Raw genomic sequence first — 24,637 nt, 5'->3', positions numbered from 1 at the left:
AAAAGCGCAAAAAGTTTTGCGGTTTTAAGAGAATTTTAATAAAATTAAAAAAAGTCAGTCTTCATAGGGTATAACAAGGAGAAGATGATACATGCATACAGAAGAAATCAATTTCAAAAAATTAATTGAAATGAATATGCTATATGAAACTTTGCTAAATGAACTTGATATTGGAATTCATATTATTAATGAAGAAAGTAAAACAATAATCTACAATCGTAAAATGATGGAAATTGAATCCATGGATCCTAAAGATATATTACATAAAAATCCTTTAGAGGTATTTGTATTTGAGGAAAACCGAAGTAGTACACTCATAGAGGCACTAAAACTAGGAAAAACAAAAAGAAACATAAAACAAACTTATTTTAATAATAAAGGAAAAGAGATTACAACAATTAATGATACCTTCCCTATAATAGAAAATGGAAAAATCAAAGGTGCGATTGAAATTTCAAAAGACATTACTCAATTAAAGCAAACGATTAAAACAAGTCTTCCTCGAAAACAAAATACTAAATTTACCTTTAATCATATAATAGGTAATTCTAGGGCGACCCAATCTATTATTACAGAAGCAAAAAAAGTAACACGTACATCGTCCTCCATACTTATCGTGGGAGAAACGGGAACTGGTAAAGAATTGTTTGCACAAAGCATTCATAATGAAAGTCACCGTTCCGCAAGGCCTTTTATTTCACAAAACTGCGCTGCTATACCAGAAACCCTAATGGAAAGCCTATTATTTGGAACGAACAAAGGGGCTTTTACAGGTGCAATAGATAAACCTGGTTTATTTGAAGAAGCGAATGGTGGGACTTTGTTATTAGACGAAATCAACTCATTAAATCCAGCTCTTCAAGCAAAATTATTGCGTGCTATCCAAGATAAAACAATACGAAGAGTTGGAGGCGCACAAGAAAAAGAAGTGGATGTCCGAATCATAGCAACCATTAATGAAGACCCTATTGAAGCCATAACACATAATCGATTAAGGAAAGACCTATATTATCGGTTAGGCGTTGTGACTTTATTTTTACCACCTTTAAGAGAGCGAAAAGAAGATATCTCCATTCTTGTTCATCACTTTATTGAAAAGTATAATATCCAATTTGACTTAAAAGTAAAAGGGATCGATTCTAGTGTAAAAGAATGTTTTTATAACTACGAATGGCCTGGTAATGTAAGGGAGTTAGAACATATGATTGAAGGCTCTATGAACTTAATAGAAGATGAAGAAATCATTACAACGTTCCATATACCTACACGCTTTTATGAACTAACTAAAAGAGAATATGACTTCCAACTACCGTTAACTATTCGGAATACAGATGATATCCCGAAACCTTTAAAGCACACAATAAAAGAAATGGAAAAAGAATACATCAATCAAATTCTTAAAGAAAATAAAGGTAATATCTCACAAACCGCAAAATTTTTAGGGCTGAGTAGACAAAACTTGCAATATCGACTTAAAAAATTTAATTTAAACCGTTGAAAAATCTATACATTATCTTGATTTCTTTTTCGTTTCTATTAGTACAATCAAAAGAGGAAGAATTATCAACTCTTCCCCTTTTGATTTATAGTTATATCAACTACACAATAATCCCCACATATCTCAAGTGTATAGGAACTAGTGAATTTACACATCCAGTTGCCTAAAAATCTACCTTCTCCAAATACAATCCACTTGCATCCGCGAGACAATTAATTTGGTTTCGTTGTTTTTCTTTTAAAATTTGTGGTATTACTTCAGAGTCTAACTGCCCTAATCCCACTTCGATTAACGCCCCAACAATCTTTCTTACCATATTATGAAGAAATCCATTTCCGCTCACTCTAATTTGAATAAAACCTTCACTTTCCACAATATCAAGCATATATAATTCTCGTACCATAGACTTTTTCTTAGATTTAGCGTTTGAAAAAGCTGTAAAATCATGTGAACCAATTAAGTATTGAGCTGCCTTTTTCATACTTTCAATATTTAACTTTTTCTGAACGTGCATGCTGTATTTACGCATAAAGGGATTCGTATGTTCTTCATTCCAAATCTTATATACATACGTCTTTGCTTTCGAATTGTAACGAGCATGGAAACGTTCAGAGACTAACTCCACATCCTTAATACTAATATCATTTGATAAGTATTGATTTAAATACTTTTTAATTTTCGGTTCTGCTAATTTTTCATCGACCTTGAAATTCGCTATTTGATTCAAAGCGTGTACACCGGCATCTGTCCTGCTACATCCGATGATTTCTATTTCATGTCCGACCATTTCTGATAATACACTTTCGATTTTCCCTTGAATCGTATTATCATTATTTCCAAGACGTTGCCAGCCTTTATAGCGGCCGCCGTCATATTGAATTGTTAATTTATAGTTGTTCATTGTTTTCTGCTATTAAAAACATAGACATTTGCCTATTCATGTTTTTATTAACAGACTCACCACCTTTCTTTTTCCGTTACATAAAACAAAAATTGTAAGCATTCTATGATATTTTTCGTAATCTTCTTCCCATAGTAACACAAGAGAGCCCATTTAGTGTCTACTTCTGCCAATAGACTATACATGTTAAACCAATCATTTACAATCCAGTTCACGTACGCCATCCATGTTCCTGCAGGAAATTCTGCAACTCTTCTTCAGGCTGTATATTTTTCTTCCACTCTTCGCACTCCTTTAGAAACTTCTCTATCTACTGGTTATTAACACGTTCATTCTATTGACACAAATCCAAATTTAACTGACTCAACACTGTAAAATTTGGTAAAAAAATAGTGAAAATTTAAGAATAATAAGGTAAACTAATCAATGGTTTTAGATACAAAAACATTAGTTTAAAGTCCGTTGTCGTTGATACTGGGGCTAGATTAGGTATGTGGAGGAAATATTTATGAATAACAACACAATAAATGAATCAGTTGAAGAAGTTGATAGAAAACGAGCACACTCAAGCAAACGTTTTAAAAATTGGAAGCTTATCACAGCGGGTGGCGGCGTTATAATTGCACTTCTAATTGGGGGAATGAGTTATTATCAGGCAACTCGTTTCAATTCACAGGTTACGATTAATGATACAAAGGTCGGCGGTCTGACTGCTGATCAGGCAATGCAGAAATTAAAAACATCTGGATTAGAAAATAAAGTCTATGTCGGCCAACAACAAATTTTAGATGAAGAAGATACACAAACTGAACTTACGGAAAAAGATTTGCCTCAAGTTAAAAAACTATTAAAAAGCCAGTGGACGTTTTTCCCTTCCTCAAAGGAAAAAAATTATTCATTGCTACCAGAAAAGGCGGATCAGTACCGAAGTGAAACAATGAAAAAACTTGTAGAAGAAAAGCTCATCTCTATGAATAAAGGTTTAAAAGCGCCTCAAGATGCTATGGCGAAGCTCGAACAGGGAAAAGTTGTTATCTCAAAAAGCATTGATGGAAAACAGTATGATGTTGCTAATCTATTAAAGGATTACGACAAGCAGAAGTATAAAAGTGAAATCCATCTGAAGCCTGTATACATACAGCCTATTAAAGAAAACAATCCGATTATAAAAAAAGAAGAGAAAGCACTACAGAATCTTCTCCAACAAACCATTGATTATAAGGTACAGAATGAAGTTTACTCTTTAAAAGCTAAAGATCTAATTAAAAACGCCTCTATGTCAAAAGATATGAAGGCTACAATCGACTCGAGCGACATTAAGAACAAGATTACTGAAATTAACAATTCTCAATCGACATTAAATAAAGACTTCACATTTAAAACCCATTCTGGTTCAGTTATATCAGTAAAAGGACAAGGCTATGGCTGGGCAATAAATGTTGAAAAAGAAACAAAACGAATCCAAGAAGCCTTCGAAAAAGGGGAAAAATCGCTTTCTGCTTCTAACATTTACGGAAATGGTTGGAATAACGAAGGCATCGGTTATGAAACAACAGCGAATAATGGCATTGGAGACACGTATGCGGAAGTGTCGATTGCGGAACAACAAATTTGGATTTACAAAGATGGAAAATTGGCAGTTTCAACGAATGTAGTAACAGGTAAACATAGCACGAGTGAAGATACATCACCAGGTGTGTGGTATATCCTCTATAAACGATCACCGTACACACTCAAAGGCAGCGCAGTAGGTAAACCTGATTATTCCGTTAAGGTAGATTACTGGGCTCCGTTCACAAATAGCGGACAAGGGTTCCATGATGCCGGCTGGCGGACAAACTGGGCCAATAATGCCTATTTAACTGGAGGTTCAGGCGGATGTGTTAACCTTCATCCTAGTGTTGCGAAAACTGTGTATGATAATCTCAGCACTTATGAACCGGTTATCGTGTACTAGCATATCAAGTATTTTCTTTATAAAAACAAAGAAGCAGGAAATCCCAAGTGATTTTCTGCTTCTTTGTTTTTATTATTTATTTAACTTTAGTACTAACTCTAACTTTTTTTAACCTCCTCTATAAATTCCCACGTCTCTCCTTGATCTTTTGACTGATAAAGTGCACTACTATCGCCATTGTAGTCTCCATCTGCCCCTTGTCCAACTAACATATTAAAGACTCCATCTTTCTCATAAGGCATACCAGGAGAATCAAAAGGACTTATGGTAGACTGTGTATGATCCAATTTCACTTCATGCGGGGGATAATTTACCTGTTTGAAAGATAAGCCCCCATCATCTGTACGATATAACTCTCCCTCATTACCAGAAGGTCTAATTGCTCCTAAAAACCCAAGTTTATCATTTAGAAAGGTTACTCCTGATACACTACCAATCCCTCTATTAAATGGGTCCGTATTGATAACCTCCCATGTTTTACCTCCATCACTAGTCTTGCTTAGTGAATAAAAAGCACTCCCTAATGCTTTTTCTGTCATATTTAGTTTATAACCAACTTCTTTTGATAGGAAAAACTGCTCCTTTTCATTCGTTGAATCTTGTCTCTTCTCTTTAAACTTATCTTTATTTGGAGGAGTCTTTGATTTACTCCAACTTGCGTCACATATTAAATTATATCTAGCAGGTACTAGCTCTTTCTCTTTTCCAGGAACAAATATAGATACAGTATATCCAATGATTTCAGAAGCTGCTTCTTTAAGATTTTGCTCCTTACCATCCTCAGTAATATTAATAATTCCCTCTGTATTGTATCCCCAATTCCTTTTCCCATAATAGATCAACCCATACTTACTTTCATTCCACTTACTAACCGTTCGCTTAACTGGAATAGCCTTAACCGTTTTAATTAGAGGTTCTACTAGTTTATCCTCATCATAATCGGGATTTGCATACCCATCTCGTATTACAGTAATATCTTCTGATTTCTTCTTATTATAAGATATTAAATAAGTTTCCTCTTTCCCATCAGCATTTTTCCCATAAACAAATGTATCAAACGCTGTGATTGTTCCATCTGAACGAAATGTAAGATCAAAATCAGTTGCCATATATAATTTCTTTGGCAAAGTATATTTTTTATTTATATCTTCAAAAATACCTTCTACTCCATATTCATATATGTTATTATGTTTAAATTTAACTGACCTTTCATGTTTTAACTTTTCTATAAACCATGCCAGTTTGCCATCATAATTTATTGCACTTTTATAAATCTTCACACCATAAAATGATGTGATTACAACAATAATGATAATAGAAATGTATTTCCATGCAGTTGAATTAATTAATTTTTTAGATTCATATTCTCTATCTTTTATCACTCTCATTGTAGTAAATGTAGTTATAGCTACAAAAAACACTACACATAATAATAAAATATAAATATTATAATTCATTCTTCCATACTTACAGTACAAAGCTAACTCATAGCAAAAAATCCAGTATCCGATTATTAATATTGGGTTTGTTAATAATAATATAAGTATCCTTTTTGCATTTTGCCTAAATATAAAAATCACTCCTAATTAAATTAATTATATTCATCTTTATTGAGTATACTTCGTTTCACCCAATATTTGTATAATTATTCCACTATTTAATTACATGCGAATTAAAAGTGATCGGAATTGATATAGCAATAAACAAGCACTCCATCATACAAAGATTAGTGCTAATTTCTTAATTCCAATTTTTATTTAAAATTATTTTGATAGACCTAAAATAAACAATTCATTTTTAAAATCAAATCACTATCGGTTTACTTATGACGCGGTTTAGGGTAATTCATCATAAAAATTAGGCCTTATCGATTTTTCGATAAGGCCTATCACTGTCACATCTTTACTTTACTTTTCTAACAAGCTTCACTACATTCTCCACATGCGCTGTATGCGGGAACATATCAACCGGTTGTACATACTCCACTTCATAACTCTTCATTAATGCTTTCACATCACGCGCTAATGATGAAGGGTTGCAAGAAACATAAACAACTTGCTTTGGTTGTACTTTTAAAATTGTTTCGAGTAACTTATCGTCACAACCTGTACGAGGCGGATCAACAACGATTACATCTGGACGCCAGCCTTCTTTCACCCATTTTGGCAGCCATTCTTCTGCTTTACCAGCTTCGTACTTCGTATTTGTAAATCCGTGGCGCTTCGCATTTTTTCTTGCATCTGCAATCGCTTCTGGAATGACATCCATACCGCGAACTTCATCGGCATCATTTGCAAGCCATAGTCCAATAGTACCAACACCGCAATAGGCATCAACGATTTTTTCTGTACCTGTTAACGCAGCTGCTTTTTTTGCTTCATTGTAAAGAACAACCGTCTGTTCTGGGTTCAGCTGGAAGAATGCACGTGCTGATAATTCAAATGATAAATCACCAAGTGTCTCTTGAATAACTTCTTTCCCAGCTAAGCGGAATGTTTTATCACCAAAGATAACTGATGTTTTACGCCAGTTCACGTTTTGCATAATCGATTTAACAGTTGGCATCTGTTTTTGTACTTCTGCGATAAATTGCTCTTTATTTGGTAACTCTTCTTTTGTTGTAATGAGTGTAACCTGTACTTCTCCTGTTTGGACCGCAGTACGTGTCACAATTGTACGTACTAAACCTTTTTGTTTTTTCTCATTGTAAATAGAAACATTTAGTTTTTCTAATATACGTTTTACAACCTTTGTCGCTTCATTTGTTGCCTTATGTTGAATCATACAATGGGAAATATCAATTAATTGATGTGAATTTTGTTTATATAATCCTGTAATAACTTTTTCGTCTTTACGCCCTACTTGTAATTGGCTTTTATTACGATAATGCCATGGATTTCCCATACCAAGTGTTGGACGAATATCAACTTCCATGCTTCCGTTCATATACTTTTCAAACGCTTGTACAACAATATCACGTTTTTGATTTAACTGTTCTTGATAATCTAAATGCTGCAGTTGACAGCCGCCGCATTCATCATATACCGGGCATGGTGGCTTTACGCGATGCTGCGATGCTTTACGAATTTTTTTCACTTTTGCTTCAGCGAAGCCACGCTTAATTTTCGTTGCTTCCGCAACAACTTCCTCTCCTGGTAATGCCCCTGGAATGAAAACAACTTGTCTCTTAAAATAACCAACGCCTTCTCCGTTAATCCCAAGACGCTTAATTGTCACAGGAAACGTTTGACCAACTTCCAACTTACTCTCATGTTGCTTTTGCATTATTGTTACACCTCTACTCTATACTTTTCCATAAATATAACGCTGCATAACTGCAGTATGGATCACATTCTTGTTTTACTTTTTCTAACAGCGCATCATCCGGTTTATTCTCTAGTTGAAATAACCCTTGAAGTGCACGCTGAATCCCAATATCTGCTTTCGGAAACATATTTTTCCGACCAAGTCCAAATAATAAAAAGTTTTGTACTGTCCATGCACCAATACCTCGCACTGGTAACAATTGTGCTGAAACTTCTTCATCTGTTTGTTTTTCTAGTTCCACTAAATCCAGCTTTCCTTCCACGATACGTTTTGCTAGTCCTATCATATATTCGGCCTTTCTTTGACTAAACTTCTGATTTCTGAGCTCTTCTATTGAAATATTTACCACTCTTTCTGGTGTTGGAAAAAAGAAAACGCTATTTTTCTCTGTTCCATACTGTTTTACAAATTGTTCTGTAAGTGCAGTAGCAAATTTCAAATGTACTTGTTGATGAATAATACAACGAAGAAGACACGCAAAATAATCGAACTCTAAAATAAGTGGTGTATAGGCATATGTTTCAAAAAGTGGACGTAATGATGTGTTTCTAAAATGAGTTTGTATATCTTGAAAAGATTCATTCCATTGAAAAATCGAATAGACGCGTTTCATAACTTTCTCTTGTTCACCAGTCTGGCTTGAAACCCAAAATTGTGGATTTTGAAGCGTACCAATCCCTTGTACCCGAACAACAATCTGTTCTTCATCTATGGAAAGTGGAACATAAACAATCTTTTCTTCTAACTGAACAACATTTAGCGGATCAAAAGATAAACGCCTTAATACTTCTTGAAAATGATACGGATACTTTAACGTAACATGTTCGCTCCACATACGTTTCCCCATCCTTTTTACACATCATTATAGCATGAGAAAACCGTAAGCATACATGCTTACGGCTGATTGCTTTTTACTAAATCATCTAGGCTTTTAAAATGATACCCTTTCTCGCGCAAATCATCAATGATTTTTGCAAGCGCCTCTGCATTATCTTTTGATATCGCATGAAGTAATAAAATAGATCCTGGATGAATCATCGTCATGACATTATTATGAGCGTATTGCCATCCTCTTTGCTGATCTACTTTCCAATCAAGAAATGCAAGGGACCAAAATACGTTATAATATCCCATTTCTTTCGCAAGTGCTAACGTTCTTTCACTAAACACCCCTCGCGGAGGACGTACATATTTTACTTCTTTTTGTCCAGTTACTTTTTTAATTTCTTCCGTTACACTCGTCAATTCTTCACGAAGTTTTGCATCATTTACCGCTGTAAAATCTGGATGACTCCAAGAATGATTTCCAATAATATGCCCTTCATTTTTCATCCTTAATAATAAATCTTTTTGCGTTTTTATATAATGCCCTGTCACAAAAAAGGTCGCTGGTACTTTCTTCTCTTTCAGTACATCTAAGATTTTCCCTGTATACCCATTTTCATATCCATTATCAAATGTTAAATAAATATCTTTCTTCTTCGTATCGCCTAAGTAAAAACCACCATTTTTTTGTAGTAATTCTGTATATAATTTCCCTGCATCTGGCGCCGTTTCATTTTTAGGTCGCGGAATTCCCCAGTTATGTGGTGTATTTGTATAAGCAAATGCTGAAACCGGAACAAGTGCCATCATAAGTGAAAAAATGAGACATATATATAACCATTTATATTTCATAAATAGTCTCCTTTCCATATATAATCGTACCTATAGTTTCTGTGCTCAATACTTGTTTCATGCTGAACATGTTTTTCCATATATACCAACAAAAAATGCATCTCAAATTATTTGAGATGCATTTTTCCTATTATTTAAATACCGGTTCTTTAAAGCTTGCTAATTTTTCAAGTGATGTTTTATCTACATCTGCATGTAGACTGTTTCCATGAGAATCCATTGTTACAACAGCTTTAAAACCATCAATACGTAAATGCCACATCGCTTCTGGAATACCAAATTGTAAGAAGTCAACATCTTTCACTTCTTTAATACATTCTGCATAATACTGCGCAGCACCACCGATTGCATTTAAATATACGCCGCCATGTTCAGCTAGTGCTGCTAATGTTTTCGCTCCCATACCGCCTTTACCGATGACAGCCCGAATACCAAATTTCTTCATAATGTCCCCTTGATATGGTTCTTCACGAATACTTGTCGTTGGGCCTGCCGCTTTAATTTCCCAATTTTCATTTTCATCCTTCACTACAACTGGTCCGCAATGATAAATGATTTGTCCATTTAAGTCTACTGGACAATCGTTATCCATTAAATGCTTGTGGATTGCATCACGACCTGTGTACATCATGCCATTAATTGTTACAACATCACCAACGCGAAGTTCACGAATTTGCTCTTCTGTAATTGGCGCCTGCAGTACAATTTCGCGTTGTTCACTTTTGTCTTGTTCCTCTTCTTGCTGAAGCGTATTTTCACCTTCTTGATATAACCAATCAATAATCTCACCCGTTTCAGGATGAATTGTTATACCAAGACGACGATATGCCCAGCAATTATATGCAACAGATACATAGAAACTCGCCGGCAGACGATTGTATACACCAACTTTACAACCAAGTAAAGTTGTTTCACCGCCAAATCCCATCGTACCAATACCAAGCTTGTTCGCATTCTCTAATACGTATTCTTCAAGCTTTTGTAATTCTGGAATTGGATTCACATCATCTAATGTACGAAATAGTTGATTTTTTGCCAATTCATAACCTGACGTACGGTCTCCCCCGATACCAACGCCGATTACTCCTGCACTACACCCTTGTCCTTGTGCTTGATATACCGCATGAAGAAGACATTTACGAATCCCTTCTAAATCACGGCCAGCTCGTCCAAGTCCTTCCAATTCACAAGGTAAGCTGTACTGAATATTTTTATTCTCACAGCCACCTCCTTTTAAAATTAAACGAGCATCAATATAATCTTTCTCCCACTGCTCAAACTTAATGACAGGCGTACCTGGTCCTAAGTTGTTACCACTATTGTCCCCGAAAAGAGAATCAACAGAGTTTGGACGAAGTTTTCCGTCCTTTGTCGCCCGCTCAAGCGCACTGTAAATTGCTTCTTTCATTTGTAATTGATTTACGCCAACTGGTGTATAGATTTTGAAAGTTGGCATTCCTGTATCTTGGCAAATTGGCGAGATGTTTTCATCTGCCATTTTAATGTTATTTGTAATCGTGCCAAGTGCCATTGCAGAACGAGTCCCTGCATTTTCTCGTTCCTTTGCTTGTTGAATAGCACGACGAACATCTTTCGGTAAATTCGTCGATGTTTCAACAATCAGTTGATACATACTTTCTTGAAGCTTTTCCATTGTTACTTCCCCCTCAATTGTGAACGCTACCAAAACGCTTTAAAATCTTTCATCAATTGATTATACTCTTTTTTTCTTATTCCTTCTATTTCAATAGCGTCTGAACGGGATTATATTTTTTTATATCTTTTTAAATATGCTTGTACATCATCGTATGCGCCGCTCTCATTTGCATATTTAATATAATTTTTAATCGTACGAAACCACTCCAACGTAGACGGCTTCGTTGCTGCTATAGCATCGGTTATGTCCTTCATTGTAACCGCTCGCTCCACACCTGTTGTCATAATTTCTCCTAAAACATTTTCTACGGCCAGCTCTACTACATTTTCAATGTCAGCACCCGAATACAGTTCTGTTTCTTTAGCTAACATATCGTAATCTATTGTTGAAATCGGTTTTCCTGCCAACTTAATTTGAAAAATACTTCTCCGTGCTTCTAAATCAGGTGGGGAAACGAAAATCATTTTATCAAAGCGCCCCGGTCTTTTAAATGCAGGATCAATGTCCCAAGGCATATTAGTCGCACCAATTAACAATAGTTTGTCTGTATTCGTATCAATACCTTCAATCTCTGTTAACAATTGATCTATAACTGTTCTTAGTGTCGGATTTCCCGACGCTTTGCTCCGATTAAATCCAAGCGCATCCATTTCATCTAAAAATAAAATACATGGCTTTTTGGAACGAGCATATCGAAAAATTTCCCGTACATTTTGTTCACTCACTCCAACATACGGATCAAGAATATCGGTAATGCTCATCGTTGCAAAATGTGCTCTGCACTCCCCTGCAGTTGCCTTGGCAATATATGTTTTTCCGCAGCCAGGAGGACCGTATAATAAAATGCCGCCGCCAACTTTTTTCTTAAAACGCTCAAATAATCCTGGTGAAGTAAACGGTTTGATAATTTTCATTTGAATCGCTTTTTTCACATCATGCAAACCGCCGACATCCTCAAATGTAATCTGCTCTTGTTCCCGTTTTTGCTTGCTTCTTCCGCCTTGAAGCACGTTCATCGAAACCACATTTTCTTCCATATTTTCATTTGCATAGACTGCATGTAGCTGTTTTTCCTTTTCTGGATCTTGCTCTATTACGTGATCCTCATTGTTTTCACACTGGCTTTCCTCTTCTGTTACATATATTGTTTCTTTCGGACTTGTAAGCACTTGTGATAAAGCTTCCAGTTCAGACGCAACTTTATTCTTCCATTCTTGATCACCATACTGAAGAGCTTTCGATAAAGCGTGCAGCGCATTTGCTATATCTCCCTGTTCTTTGTACTCGACTCCAATTAAATACCAAATTGATCCATTTTCTTCATCTTGTGCTAGCACTTGCTTTAATACATCTATTTTATTCACCGTATTCTCTCCCTTCATGATTTTTTTATTTTTTTATATAATTTGTACATCGGTGTAGATAGCCAGCTCCATATACAAATGATGAGATAAAATAAAATAGCAAAACTAGCCATATTTCCCCAGTCTAATGCAGAGAATAAACCTAATGTTCCAAAAGATATTGCCCAAAAGATAAGCGGACCACCCACTTTATTCACAAGAACATTCGGAAAGAAAATCGGATGAATCAGTTCTTCTGCTTCTTCTAAGATTTCAAGTAATTCTTTATTATTAGGTGCCAACAAAAACGCTTGTCGGTAATATTTGTATGCTTCCCTATACCTCTTCCTTGTTGCTGCATGGATTCCTAACTGTACTAAAAAGTGAACTTCGTTAGTTGATCCATAATAATTATCTTTTAAGGATTCCTCTATTTCTTGTTTCGTTCCTGTTGCAAGTAATAAAACAAATTGATAATGAAGAACGGTAGGATGATTGGGGTTAATTTCTACTGCCTTTTGCATGAGTTGCTTAGCTTTTTCAATATAACCTGTTTTTAATAAAATAAATGCATATTTCGCCATTGCTTGCGCATGGGAAGGATCTGAATACAGAACGCTCAAAAAGCTTTGCTCCGCTTTTTCAAGTTCATTCGTATATGTATATATATGTCCAAGTGTATAATACACTTCTTCTGGCTCAAAACCATGCTGCAACGCTGATATGCAAAGCTCTTTTGCTTCATCATATTGTTCTGAATCTGCATAGCAGCATCCTAAACTGTACAATGCTTCAGCATGCTGTGGATTATAAGAAAGCAGTGTTTCTAATTTCTGCTGTGCTGTTTCAATATGACCAATCCCGTAATAATGCAGTGCCTCTTGTAACAACATCGTTTCACTCTGTGAAGTTGACATACAGCATCTCCCCTCCTACCAACAATGCCGTTTGGGCCATGATCCCAACTATTCCAATGATTAAACCTATCCACCGTAATGACTCCGTACTTTCATTTACTAAATTATGAATTCGAAACCGTTCCCGCAGCGCATATATATACACACCTGTTACAACTGCAGCAGCTATTCGAGAAGCAATCTTTAGCACATATATATTACCAATTAGAGCGGCACAGATGAACATTGCTAATAAAGCCATTATTCCTATCATAAGAAGTATGTATATTTTCTTTTTGGGCTCTTTTAACCAAATCGCATTGCAAGTTCCTAAAATCATAATTGGAATAATTCCAAAAATAAGTCCGATTATGAAAAAATTATAAATATTGTACGTTTTTGTTTCTCTTGCTTTTTTTCCTTGTAATACAGGCTTCACCAAATGAGATTCCATATAATTCCTCCTCCCTACTTTCATATTATAAACTATATTTTCTGTCTATTCATACTGTAAAGTAGCAAACTGAAACAGGCTTTCTTGAAGATTATCCCAAAAGATTGTTTGTAGCGCTCTTTTAGGATAGTTTGGCCATATAAAAAGCGGCTACCAAGACAGGATTGGCAGCCGCTTTAAAAATATATTATTGATCTTTTTTAAATTGCTCACATTTTAATTCTAACTCATCTAGCATTGAAAGAAGACGATCTACATCTTCTAATTCCACTTCTTCCGGTTCAATTGTATCAATCACTTCGATGAACATATTTAAACGTTCTTTTAAATATACTAGTTGTGAATCTTTATCTTGAATTGCTTTTCCCACGAAGGCACTCTCCTTTTTATTCGAGTTACTTTTATTATACCGCAAAAATGAGCATCACGAACATGAATTTTTAGCAAATTTATCATACCTTTTATCTTGAAGCAATTACTACTCCCTACCACATTTTATAGATAGAGAAATCTTTGTTACAAAAAGTTTCACTTTATAAATAGCCTATATTCTTCTATTATAGAGAATGGACAAATTGTTATTTCAATAGTCAAAGGAGTATTTCATATGAGTATATCACAAACAATGAAGCCGATTACTCCTTCTTACGATCCATGGGAAGCGTATATGGACCTTGAAGAGTACGGCAAATTACTATTAACAAACGTTGAGTTTACAACGACAACGTTATGCAATATGCGCTGCGAGCATTGTGCTGTTGGTTATACATTACAGCCGAAAGATCCAAATCCGCTTCCGATGGAACTTTTATTAAAACGATTAGATGAGATTCCTCATTTACGTTCTTTAAGTATTACTGGCGGAGAACCAATGCTCTCAAAAAAATCCGTCGACAACTATGTAACACCACTCTTAAAATATGCCCATGAACGAGGCGTTCGCACTCAAATTAATTCAAACCTAACTATAGATTTAGCCCGCTATGAACAAATTGTTCCGTATCTAGACGTGCTACATATTTCACATAACTGGGGAACAATTGATGATTTCGTTGAGGGTGGCTTTGCAATGATGGAGCGCAAACCTACTTATGAACAGCGCGCAAAACTATTTGAACGGATGATTACAAATAGTAAAGCTTTATCAGAAGCTGGTGTTCTCGTATCAGCAGAAACCATGCTAAACAAACGTACATTACCACATATTGAACACATTCACCGCCAAATTGTAGAAGAAATGGGTTGTAAGCGTCATGAGGTACATCCGATGTACCCAAGTGATTTTGCTAGCAACCTTGAAATTTTAACAAAAGATGAAATTCGCAGTGCAATTGAGCACTTATTAGAGATTCGTGATGAAAATGTGTGGATGTTATTTGGTACGTTACCATTTTACGCATGCAGTAATGATGAACGTGATTTAGTTACATTAAAAAAACTACACGAAAGTAAAAACGTAACTGTACGTAATGATCCAGATGGACGTTCTCGCCTAAATGTAAATATTTTTGATGGTAACATTATCGTAACAGACTTTGGTGATATTCCACTGCTTGGCAACATTCAAACAAATACATTGCAAGAAGCATATGACAAATGGTGCAACTCGAAAACAGCGAAATCATTAAGCTGTCACTGTCCTGCTGTAAAATGCCTTGGACCAAATATTCTTGTGAAAAACAGCTATTATCCAACTGAGGACTTCTTAACAAAAGAATCGAATATCACACTGTAACAAAAAACGTCAGCATATTTAGCTGACGTTTTTTATGTTATCGCGGATAAGGTGATGAAATAAATTTAAAGGATACATAATCTTGTACAGGAATAGATGCTCCAATTCCTTGGGAAGTAATATTTTTAATTACAAGCCTCTTTTGATTCCCTTTTAAAACAAGATATACTTCTCCAAATGTAACTTTTCCTTTTTCATTTACCGCTGGTGTATATGCATATAAATACCCAAGTTGTTTCGGGCTGATATTATATATACGTTCATTCCCGGTACCATAACCAATTGTTGTTTTAAAAGACAGGGGTAGCTGTACTTTCTCCATCGCCTTTAAAAGAATCATCTTTTTCACATCATCTGCATCTTTAATATAAGCTGTTAAACCACCTTCTATCGTTTTTTGTGATTCTTGTTTGTACCGAAGCGGATACAACCTCTCCACACCGCGGTTATCATACACATTACGATTTACTTGCTTATATTCCCAATTTATTGTTGTATCTGTTGATTCATAATTCAACGGCCATTGACCTAAATAAATTTTCGCCCTATATCCGACTGCAAGAGGCGCATTTGAAATCGAAGTTTCGTTAAACATCCGAATTAAATCTGGGTTTTCTATTCGAGTCGTTGACGTTTTCAGTAGTTCTTTCGCAAATTCACTTGGCTGCAAACGCGGTAAATCTTGCGTTGCATTCGGATACGTATTGTCTTTTGAAATGTTCAAAACAGATGACGGCATCTTTACGTTGATTGTTGTCTTTGCAAAACTACTATAAGGAAATAATAAAATAAACGAGACCATAGTTGAAAAACATATGCTGCACACTCGTTTCATCTGCTTTACCCCTTCCTAATTTAAAAGTGTATAAACCATTTAAATAGCAATTAACTATCCCTATTGTTTTCCCTCCATGACATTGTTATCCCATTTTTTATAACAAGTAAAAGCCAATTCCCATAATGAAATAGGCAGCTAATAATGTTCCTCCCTCAAACCAGTTCGTATCTCCGTCATTTGAAATTGCAATTGTTAAAAATACCGCCGTAATCATCGACACAAGTTCCGGCATTGTAAATACAAGGGGCATCTTCACTGTAAAAAACATCGAAAGTATGATGAGAACAGGGGCAACAAACATAGCAACCTGCAATGTTGAACCGACTGCAATTTCAACTGCAATATTCACTTTATTTTTATAAGCCATAATAATTGCAGAGGCATGCTCCGCGGCATTACCAACGATCGCAACAATGATAACCCCGATAAATAGTTCCGACCATCCAAATGATTTCGCTACCGTTTCAAATGTATGAACAAGCGCCTCAGATACGTAAGCAACAGCCGCTGTTGCAATCGCTAAAATAAGTAGCGCTTTTCTCTTTGACCATTCAGGTTCCTCCTCATGTTCTACTTCATCACTTTTATGCTGATATACACCGCGATGTGTAACCAGTTTGAAAAATAGTGCTGCTAAATACATGACAATCATGATGATTGAAACCCCAATGCTTAATTGATATGTCTTCTCTATACCCATCTTCATTGAAAAAACTTCTGGAATAACAAATGCTACAACAACTGCAAATATTAGAAGAGCAGAGTTATGTCTTGCATCGTACACATTGAAACTTTGTCTTTTATACTTAAGCCCTCCTACAAAAAAGGAAAGACCCCCAACTAATAATAAGTTTCCAAGAACAGAACCAGTTAATGAAGCAAGTACAACTTCAGTTAACCCTGCTTGCAATGCAAAAATTGAAATAATAAGTTCAACCGCATTCCCGAAGGTTGCATTTAATAACCCACCAATTCTTGGCCCAGAAACAATAGCTAAACTTTCTGTCGCTCTTCCCATAAAAGCAGCGAGAGCAATAATTGTAATGCAATATACAGCAAACATGATTGTTTGTGGCCAATGTAGCGTATTTCCAAGAATCGAAAGCGGCACTCCAACCAGTGCAAGTATTAAGAAAATTTTATTAAACATATTTTCCATCCTTCCATCGTATGTATTTCTCTCCACTACTATTATTATTCTTCTCCTAACTTGTCCCATTTCATCACAAATACGTTTAAAAAGTGGGATTGAAGAAAAAAGTATAAAAGATCGTAAAAAATTTTAAGGGCAAGTTTTTACAAGGTGAAATTACGGATAACTGAAAGGAGCATCAAAAATGCATTTAAAAGAAAAAATTGCAACTATTATTCAAGGACAAAGAACAGGTGTATTAGCTACCGTTCGTGAGAATAAGCCACATAGCTGTTTTATGATGTTTTTTCATGAAGATTTTGTATTATACGCACCAACAGATCGTAATTCAAAAAAGGTAGCAGATATTGAACAAAATTCAAACGTGCACGTACTACTTGGAAGAGAAGGAAAGAAATGGGATGAAGATTATATTGAAGTAGAAGGCATCGCTTCAATTGAAGAAGATCAAACATTAAAAAATAAATTTTGGAGCAACAACTTAAAACGCTGGTTACTCGGTCCCGAAGATCCTAACTATATACTTATAAAAATCAATCCCAATACAATTTACTACATTGATAGTGCTGGTACGACTCAGCCAGAGTTTTTACGACTGTAATCCAAAAACAAGCCCCTTCAAAAGGGCTTGTTTTGTCGAAAAGTTCTCATCAAAAAAAACACAAAAAAGGTGGAACATTCTAAAGATTCTGTTATATAATAGTATCAACTTAAATAAACTGTATTAAAACAGAATGGGAGGAGAAATAACAATGATGAAAAGAGAAGAACGGAAGAATATGATCGAGTTTATTGAAAAGAAAAAAGGAATGGAGCGTGAAGAACTTTTATTTATGACAGATGATGAAGTTGAACATATTTATAATGTAACGTACTTTTTATATGAAGAAATTGCAGAATAATAGATGAAAGGCCCACCTGTCAGGTGGGCCTTTCATCTATTATTATCAGCAATCGCTGCAGCACTTGTGTTCATTTTCGGGAAAGTTGGATTGGAAGGGATCGATACCAATGTAGCGGCAACTACCCGTTCCATCATCACGGCACTATTCATGATAGGTGTAATTATGATACAAAGAAAGTTTCAAAATATTAGTGACGTTCTATTAAATAAAAAAGCACCAGCTATTTTATTCTCTCTCCTTAAAAACAGGAAATGTTTCACAAGTTGCTCCTGTAGATAAATTAAGTGTTATATGTATTACCTCAGATGTTTTCTTCATTGCTTTCAGCTAAAAAACCGCTAAATAGCGGTTTTTTTTCTTCTTATGTAGACCCATACAATAAGTATGACTATTACTGAGATAATTAAAATCAACATTCCATAATGATGCAGGCTATATTCAACAAAACGCCACTTCTCTCCAAGTTTCCATCCAAGCCCAATAAAAACGCTAATCCAAATGAAAGCACCACCGTATGCGTATAAGCAAAATCTCCATAACGTTAAATTAGACATACCAGCAAAATACGCAGTTAAATGACGAACTCCTGGTATAAAGTATCCGATCATTAATAAAAAGGGGCCATATTTTTCAAATAAAACATGCGTTTTATCAATTTGCTGTTCTTTAATTCCTATCTTTGGACCATACTTTCTTAATACAGGTAGTCCAAGTTTTAACCCAAGTATGTAACTTAAAGTAATTCCAAGTACCGAACCACCCATTCCACTTAGAAAAGCAGCTGTCCCTGACATAGTTCCTTTCGAAATATTATAACCAACAAACGTCAGCAAAAACTCATCTGGTATTGGTAGACCAACTATTCCGCCTGCAAGAGCTATAATAATTCCTAAATATCCATAATGTGCGATTAACTCACCAATATGCTGTTCCATTCGGATGACACATCCTATGCACGATCGTTATTCCATATTGTGCCCTCTCTATCCTTTAAGCAAACATGGTATACATATTCACTATACATCGTTTTTATAATGAACTCTACTCCTATTCATCTGATCTGTAATGAAACTTTTCACTGCTTTTAATCTTCACTTTTCAGAACCTTGAGATGTGGATACATATTGTTCATACAAAGCGGAATAACGTAAAACTTCCATAAATATTTTTTCTTCATCCTCCACTTATATAAAACCCTCACCTCTCTTCCTTGCTTCTCACTGAATCTTGAAGTTGGAGTCTTACTGCCCGTAAATAGTGGGATGAATCCATACTTTGCCTCATAATTATAAGAAAATCCGCCTTCACAAGCAGGTTTTTTGTTACAATAAAGAAAAGTTACATTTAGCATCGGTTTGACTCTCAAGAAAAATGATATAAGTAGGAAAAAATATAATTTAAAACAATAATATGCATCTTCTATCCATGTAGAGTACTATGCACCCTTTTACATAATAATCATTTTTCTAAATCATACAGGGGGAAAAAACATGACCATAGAAAAACAATTGATTCAAAAGGTATATTACGAAACATTCTTAACTGAACAGGGTTCTGTTCAAGCTCCTCAAACGCTCGGGGAAGCATATGTAAATGAAGCTGAAAATGAATTTTCCAATATCGCTAATATTCGTTTCGCACAAGGAGAAGTTTACTATCATCATAAAGATTTTGAAACAGCTATCTTCAAGTGGGAGAAAGTAAACAATGACCTCTCTCTATGGGCAAAAAAAAATATAGCAGATGCTTATTTTGAATTAGGATTGCTTTCAATCGCAGAAGAAATCTATACATCAATTCAAACGGACGATATAACACTGACAATGGAAGTGTCATTACAACTTCTTTCTCTGTACATTGAACAAAATCGTTTAGGACTTGCCTTTAAGGTCATTAGTGAAGCAGTTGCATTCCAACCAGACTATCCAAATATTACTGCCATTGCCCGCTCCTTTTATGAAAAACAGCAGGATTGGAACAACGCTATTGATCTTGCTATTCACGAAGGAATTCGAACAAAATCATTACATTGGTTTGAAATTTTAACAAGTTATGTGAACCAAGGATTCACAAAACAAATGAAACCAAAATATTTTTATGAGGCACTAAAAGTTTTATATACAATCGATTCAGACCAATTTAAGCAACTTATCTCATCATTTTGGAAAATCTATCAAGATGAGTCAACCAACTTAGTATGGATTCAAACAATCAATCACCTATTTTTACATATCGAGGTAGATTCTTACGACTCATGGGATGAAATCGTTACTCTTTATCAAGAAACATACTGTGAATTAATTACAGGAAAATACTTGATGCATGAACTACAGGAACTTATTCCAGACTTGTTAACGAATTGGTTTAGCTTAACAAAAGCAGAACATTCTCTATTTGTTTCCGCTGCGACATTAGCATGGAATGAGATTTCACCTAAGAGCCTTGATACATTACTTGTAAAAAGCGCTGAAACGCTACTTTCTAGCTCAACAATATATAACACAGTTGAACTAGAAAAGACTGCAAATCTTTTTGAAACTATTGTTGTATGGGCAGAAAAGAATGATGTAGACTTAGGTCATTCTTACACATGGCTTGTTCGAGAACTTTCCGATATAAACGTACAACAAATTCTCGTTACGGGTACGAATGATGATAGTAAATCAGCCTTTATCAATTCTATATTAGGGGAAAGGATACTAAAAAATACTTCTAGAGCTGCTATCGCTTTTAAGGATAATGCACAGACAGAAATTACGGAACTCACAGATTTAACAATAAGAAATACTTCTAATTTAGATGAATTTTATGAGATGATAGCTGTCCCTCCAAAATCAGAATCTGAACAGAAATGTATTGAATTTAAACTACCAAGTAGATTTTTACGGAAAAACAAATTCTCATTTATCGTTACACCAGGTTTTGATGGAAATGACAATAAAGAAACTACAAATCTTGAATACTTACATGTATCCGATAATCTATTATATATTCTTAATGTCTCCTCACCTTTACTTGATGAAGAAATCAATACACTATTGTACATACGTGAACAAATACCGACTTTACAAGTTCATTTTGTTTTAAATACAATCGATACAATTCTTACTGATGAAACAGCAAATAAAAAGCTAACTGAAACTGAGTCTAAAATACGTGTACATTTCCCAAATGCACGAGTATTCCCTTACTCATCTTTAGATGAGAACAACGGGCAACTAAGTGATTTAACAGAATCTATTACTTCAAGCTTTACGAATAGAGATATAAAAACAGAGCGCATAGAAAAACTATTATGGTTTATTCAAAAGACCATTACATATCTCTTAAATGAACGCGTACAATTAGAAAATACATTAGTAAAGTCAATCCGTTGGAACAAACACATTTTAGTGAAACTAAATGGCTTTATTAATAACCTGACTGCTATTGAAAAAGATAAGACTCGTTCTATCACAGACTCATATCGTTTAACAAAAGATGAAATTATACATGATCTTCATAATCAAATTCCTGAATTATTGCAGAGCTGTTCTGATTTAATTCAGGAAGATAGTGACTTTAAACAAGTTCATGAAGAACTAAATGCAGCAATGAATGAAAGAATCCAAAAGCATTTACAACAAATGATATTACCTAAGTTTACGCATTCTATTCAGGAATGGATTGAAAAAGCACATAATGAATTTATTCAAAGTCAATCTTATTTAGATGGAATGAGTGAAACATTTAATAACTTATACGAAGAAGAGCGAATGAAACTGCCGTGTGATTTTCAATTACTTGATGATTGGCGCCGAGATGTTGCAAGAATGACAAACCGAATCAACGTTGGTGACGTAAATATTTTACTACGCTTTACACCAACACAATTTCTATTAAAAAGTGCTGGGAAATTATTCGGTAACATGCAGAAGAATCAATCTATGCTCTATAACAAATATAAAAATTATATTGAGACCGAAGACTATACAGAGGTAACAACAACTATTTCTGAACAGTTCTTCCTTCAATTTGAATTATTCGAAAGTGCATTAGAACGTGATATTATGATGTTCTTTAAAGAACCTCTTCGTATCTTAAAACAAACTGTAGAAGCAGCACATTTAGAGATAGAGCAGGACGAAAGTACATTAACAAAACTAAGAACAAACCCAGAAACGTATCAAGATCCTTTAACACTATTTAAATTACAGTTATTACAATACAAATTCATGTTAAATAAAAATAGTAACAATGACTCAACTTCCTCATCAAGATTAATAATTGACGAAACACCAATAGTTTAAACAAAATGCATGCCATTAAGACGAGTTACAAGCAAAAAACCAAGCAACTTAATCATTGCTTGGTTTTTTCCCTCTCTTCTCTTTCACACACATATCCCAAATAACATCATCAACCTTCGCATCAATTCTCACACGCTTAATGAAGTTCTTTCTCTCTGCTTCATTATGAATTAACTTATGAACATATCGGCGCTTACTTAATAACTTCCTACATGCTTCATTATAATTTAAAACTTCCTGGCAGCTCTTATTCTCATGTAAAACTTTAAACCATGTATACTGTTTCAGTTTTTCTATATGCCGCTGTATCCTTTTCTTTTTCCGTTCTTCTCGCTCAGCTAATCTTTCTAACGCTCCCTCTACTACTTCATCTAACATAAAGTCCCCAGCTACTTTTACAATACTGACTGTTCCTCTAACAATTCCTTTCCCTGCATCAGCACATAGTTCACCTAATGCAATTGCTCCGCGACTAACTCCTACTAGAATATGTCCGATAATATCCTCCATATTGTCCCTTCTTTCTAGTTTATAATTTTCATATGATCAAACGGATAATAAATTGCTTTTAGCGTTCCAAGCACTTCTGTTTTATCGATAAGTCCTAAGCCATTACGACTATCTTTACTTACTAACCGATTATCACCCATAACAAAAATCTTATCCTTTGGAATTGTAATAGGACCAAAGTCTTCAGTTAAATTAATAAGAAGTTGTTTTGCATGCCCTCTATTCTTATCCAGGTAAGGTTCACTTTTCACTTGATGATTTACATATAATTGATCATTCTTCATCTCAATTACATCTCCAGGTAACCCAATAATTCTCTTCACATAAAAATTATCAGTCTTTACTACAATTATATCTTCACGCTCATACGTCTCAAATCTCTTTGCTAACTTATTAATAATTACTTTATCCCCATCTTGCAATGTTGGCCTCATAGATGCTCCCTGCACAGTTGTTGGAAAAAACACAAAAATCTTCACTAAAAAAAACAACAAACACGCAATAGCTAGTATTTCAAAAAGCTCACGAAAGCGATTTTTCTTTTTCATTTATTTCCCCTTTCTCTCTTGTCCTTCTATTATAGAACTCATTTGTAAATAAATTCTATATTATCTGTCAATTGTTTGTATTATTTATCGTACATTAACAAGTGGTAATAGCAAACTCAATGTCCAGTATGAATAAAAAAGAACCGCCCTCACAAGCGGTTCTTCATTTCCTATATTTCAGCATAAATAATACACATCTGTGCAGCAACATACGTTACCCAGATCCAAAGTGGATCATACTTTACTTTGCGACCACCAATATCCGTTATACCAATAATAAAATCAGAAATTACAAATAACAATCCACCAACTGCCGGAATCCACCACATTCCGTTGTGTGCATAGTATAATGCAAAGGCAAAGCACGCCATTCCCCCAACCCATAAACCATATACGAGCGCACCAATTGTAAATAGCCTATCTTGTTTTTGATTCCGAATAAAAAAGAACCAGCCAATTATTAAAAATAAACCGTATGCTGCTACCCCAATCCAGAATCCGCTCCATGAAATACCTGTTTGCAAAAATGCTGTTACATAAAAACAATGCGCAATTGCAAAGGCAACCATACCGCCGATTAACCGATGCCCAAATGGAATGAGCCCCGCCATAAATAAATCACCAAGCGTAGATAAAGTCATACCAATTGCAGCCCACTGACGATACTCTACAGATGGATCTTGTAACCAAATCCAGATTGCACCACCTGTTAAAGAAAAACTAAGGATAAGACGGATGAACAACGGTAATGGCTCATTTTTCATAGTTTGCTTTGTCTTTTTCATGGCAAAAAGCGCACCAACAATAAATAAAATAATCTGTCCAATTAATAATATGTAAATTTCATTCATAACATATACTCCTTAATGAATAGATAATAATGTTTCTTCGTGATATAACTTGCTTTTTCCTGTTTTTATCTTACCAAATAAAAAAAAAAAGAAGAACA

23 protein-coding genes and 1 pseudogene are annotated in these 24,637 nt (G+C 34.9%); 7 read left to right on the top strand and 17 right to left on the bottom strand.

Annotated features, from left to right (window positions below; all coding sequences use genetic code 11):
• Positions 1-91 precede the first annotated feature (91 nt).
• Entirely contained in the window at positions 92-1,498 is a 1,407-nt protein-coding gene (locus M014_RS0115175; protein ID WP_026592502.1) for a sigma-54 interaction domain-containing protein, read from the top strand.
• A gap of 163 nt (positions 1,499-1,661) precedes the next feature.
• On the opposite strand, the gene truA is transcribed toward M014_RS0115175, so the two are convergent.
• On the bottom strand, positions 1,662-2,399 hold the full coding sequence (gene truA / locus M014_RS0115170) for a tRNA pseudouridine(38-40) synthase TruA (RefSeq protein ID WP_026592501.1): 738 nt from the start codon (positions 2,397-2,399) through the stop codon (positions 1,662-1,664).
• Between the two features lie 508 nt (positions 2,400-2,907).
• Between truA and M014_RS0115160 the strand changes: the two genes are divergently transcribed.
• Positions 2,908-4,356, top strand: a complete 1,449-nt coding sequence (locus M014_RS0115160; RefSeq protein WP_026592500.1) for a L,D-transpeptidase family protein — start codon at positions 2,908-2,910, stop codon at positions 4,354-4,356.
• Between the two features lie 98 nt (positions 4,357-4,454).
• Here the strand turns inward: M014_RS0115160 and M014_RS0115155 are convergent, their stop codons facing one another.
• From M014_RS0115155 to M014_RS0115115, 9 genes are all read right to left on the bottom strand, one after another.
• Positions 4,455-5,936 carry a WD40/YVTN/BNR-like repeat-containing protein gene (locus M014_RS0115155; RefSeq protein WP_035415158.1) on the bottom strand — a complete coding sequence of 494 codons (1,482 nt, stop codon included), beginning with the start codon at positions 5,934-5,936 and terminating at the stop codon, positions 4,455-4,457.
• Positions 5,937-6,258: 322 nt separating this feature from the next.
• The gene (rlmD, locus tag M014_RS0115150; RefSeq protein ID WP_026592498.1) at positions 6,259-7,644 is read right to left on the bottom strand and encodes a 23S rRNA (uracil(1939)-C(5))-methyltransferase RlmD; all 1,386 of its coding nucleotides are present in this window, start codon (positions 7,642-7,644) and stop codon (positions 6,259-6,261) included.
• Positions 7,645-7,654: 10 nt separating this feature from the next.
• Positions 7,655-8,518, bottom strand: a complete 864-nt coding sequence (locus M014_RS0115145; RefSeq protein WP_026592497.1) for a DNA-3-methyladenine glycosylase family protein — start codon at positions 8,516-8,518, stop codon at positions 7,655-7,657.
• A gap of 59 nt (positions 8,519-8,577) precedes the next feature.
• Positions 8,578-9,360 carry a delta-lactam-biosynthetic de-N-acetylase gene (gene pdaA / locus M014_RS0115140; protein WP_026592496.1) on the bottom strand — a complete coding sequence of 261 codons (783 nt, stop codon included), beginning with the start codon at positions 9,358-9,360 and terminating at the stop codon, positions 8,578-8,580.
• A gap of 130 nt (positions 9,361-9,490) precedes the next feature.
• Entirely contained in the window at positions 9,491-11,014 is a 1,524-nt protein-coding gene (gene fumA, locus M014_RS0115135) for a class I fumarate hydratase (RefSeq protein WP_035415155.1), read from the bottom strand.
• 110 nt (positions 11,015-11,124) lie between these two features.
• Positions 11,125-12,381 carry an ATP-binding protein gene (locus M014_RS0115130; protein WP_026592494.1) on the bottom strand — a complete coding sequence of 419 codons (1,257 nt, stop codon included), beginning with the start codon at positions 12,379-12,381 and terminating at the stop codon, positions 11,125-11,127.
• A gap of 14 nt (positions 12,382-12,395) precedes the next feature.
• Positions 12,396-13,277 carry a tetratricopeptide repeat protein gene (locus M014_RS0115125; RefSeq protein ID WP_026592493.1) on the bottom strand — a complete coding sequence of 294 codons (882 nt, stop codon included), beginning with the start codon at positions 13,275-13,277 and terminating at the stop codon, positions 12,396-12,398.
• Complete coding sequence (locus M014_RS0115120) at positions 13,258-13,710, bottom strand: hypothetical protein (RefSeq protein ID WP_026592492.1); 453 nt, start codon at positions 13,708-13,710, stop codon at positions 13,258-13,260. Before M014_RS0115120 ends, M014_RS0115125 begins: the two co-directional genes overlap by 20 nt.
• Positions 13,711-13,897: 187 nt before the next feature.
• The gene (locus M014_RS0115115; protein WP_026592491.1) at positions 13,898-14,080 is read right to left on the bottom strand and encodes an SE1561 family protein; all 183 of its coding nucleotides are present in this window, start codon (positions 14,078-14,080) and stop codon (positions 13,898-13,900) included.
• Between the two features lie 237 nt (positions 14,081-14,317).
• Between M014_RS0115115 and yfkAB the strand changes: the two genes are divergently transcribed.
• Entirely contained in the window at positions 14,318-15,445 is a 1,128-nt protein-coding gene (gene yfkAB / locus M014_RS0115110; RefSeq protein WP_026592490.1) for a radical SAM/CxCxxxxC motif protein YfkAB, read from the top strand.
• Positions 15,446-15,482: 37 nt separating this feature from the next.
• On the opposite strand, the gene M014_RS0115105 is transcribed toward yfkAB, so the two are convergent.
• The gene (locus M014_RS0115105) at positions 15,483-16,280 is read right to left on the bottom strand and encodes a YfkD famly protein (protein ID WP_026592489.1); all 798 of its coding nucleotides are present in this window, start codon (positions 16,278-16,280) and stop codon (positions 15,483-15,485) included.
• Positions 16,281-16,377: 97 nt separating this feature from the next.
• Entirely contained in the window at positions 16,378-17,433 is a 1,056-nt protein-coding gene (gene cax / locus M014_RS0115100) for a calcium/proton exchanger (RefSeq protein ID WP_026592488.1), read from the bottom strand.
• Between the two features lie 187 nt (positions 17,434-17,620).
• On the opposite strand from cax, the gene M014_RS0115095 reads away from it, so the two are divergent.
• The 3 genes and pseudogenes from M014_RS0115095 to M014_RS27045 all read left to right on the top strand — a co-directional run bounded on the left by M014_RS0115095 (position 17,621) and on the right by M014_RS27045 (position 18,672).
• Complete coding sequence (locus M014_RS0115095) at positions 17,621-18,037, top strand: pyridoxamine 5'-phosphate oxidase family protein (protein WP_026592487.1); 417 nt, start codon at positions 17,621-17,623, stop codon at positions 18,035-18,037.
• Between the two features lie 154 nt (positions 18,038-18,191).
• Positions 18,192-18,338 (top strand): BH0509 family protein, encoded by a 147-nt coding sequence (locus M014_RS0115090; protein WP_026592486.1) that lies wholly within the window; start codon positions 18,192-18,194, stop codon positions 18,336-18,338.
• A gap of 3 nt (positions 18,339-18,341) precedes the next feature.
• A pseudogene (locus tag M014_RS27045) lies at positions 18,342-18,672 on the top strand (EamA family transporter).
• Positions 18,673-18,679: 7 nt separating this feature from the next.
• Here M014_RS27045 and M014_RS0115080 read toward each other — a convergent pair.
• Positions 18,680-19,276 (bottom strand): DedA family protein, encoded by a 597-nt coding sequence (locus M014_RS0115080; protein ID WP_026592485.1) that lies wholly within the window; start codon positions 19,274-19,276, stop codon positions 18,680-18,682.
• A gap of 149 nt (positions 19,277-19,425) precedes the next feature.
• The gene (locus M014_RS29680) at positions 19,426-19,692 is read right to left on the bottom strand and encodes a hypothetical protein (RefSeq protein WP_026592484.1); all 267 of its coding nucleotides are present in this window, start codon (positions 19,690-19,692) and stop codon (positions 19,426-19,428) included.
• Between the two features lie 139 nt (positions 19,693-19,831).
• On the opposite strand from M014_RS29680, the gene M014_RS0115070 reads away from it, so the two are divergent.
• Positions 19,832-22,630 (top strand): GTP-binding protein, encoded by a 2,799-nt coding sequence (locus M014_RS0115070; RefSeq protein WP_026592483.1) that lies wholly within the window; start codon positions 19,832-19,834, stop codon positions 22,628-22,630.
• A gap of 48 nt (positions 22,631-22,678) precedes the next feature.
• Here the strand turns inward: M014_RS0115070 and M014_RS27040 are convergent, their stop codons facing one another.
• The 3 genes from M014_RS27040 to M014_RS0115055 all read right to left on the bottom strand — a co-directional run bounded on the left by M014_RS27040 (position 22,679) and on the right by M014_RS0115055 (position 24,539).
• A complete protein-coding gene (locus M014_RS27040) occupies positions 22,679-23,140 on the bottom strand; it encodes a hypothetical protein (RefSeq protein WP_051588586.1) in 462 nt (153 codons plus the stop codon).
• Between the two features lie 14 nt (positions 23,141-23,154).
• Positions 23,155-23,688, bottom strand: coding sequence for a signal peptidase I (gene lepB / locus M014_RS0115060; RefSeq protein WP_026592482.1), 534 nt, complete (start codon positions 23,686-23,688; stop codon positions 23,155-23,157).
• 170 nt (positions 23,689-23,858) lie between these two features.
• The gene (locus M014_RS0115055) at positions 23,859-24,539 is read right to left on the bottom strand and encodes a lysoplasmalogenase (RefSeq protein ID WP_026592481.1); all 681 of its coding nucleotides are present in this window, start codon (positions 24,537-24,539) and stop codon (positions 23,859-23,861) included.
• Positions 24,540-24,637 lie beyond the last annotated feature (98 nt).

The organism is Bacillus sp. UNC437CL72CviS29 (assembly GCF_000482345.1).
GTDB classification, from domain to species: domain Bacteria; phylum Bacillota; class Bacilli; order Bacillales; family Bacillaceae_G; genus Bacillus_A; species Bacillus_A arachidis.
Note: the sequence above shows the minus strand (reverse complement) of the source record. Positions and strands in the feature narration are given on the sequence as shown.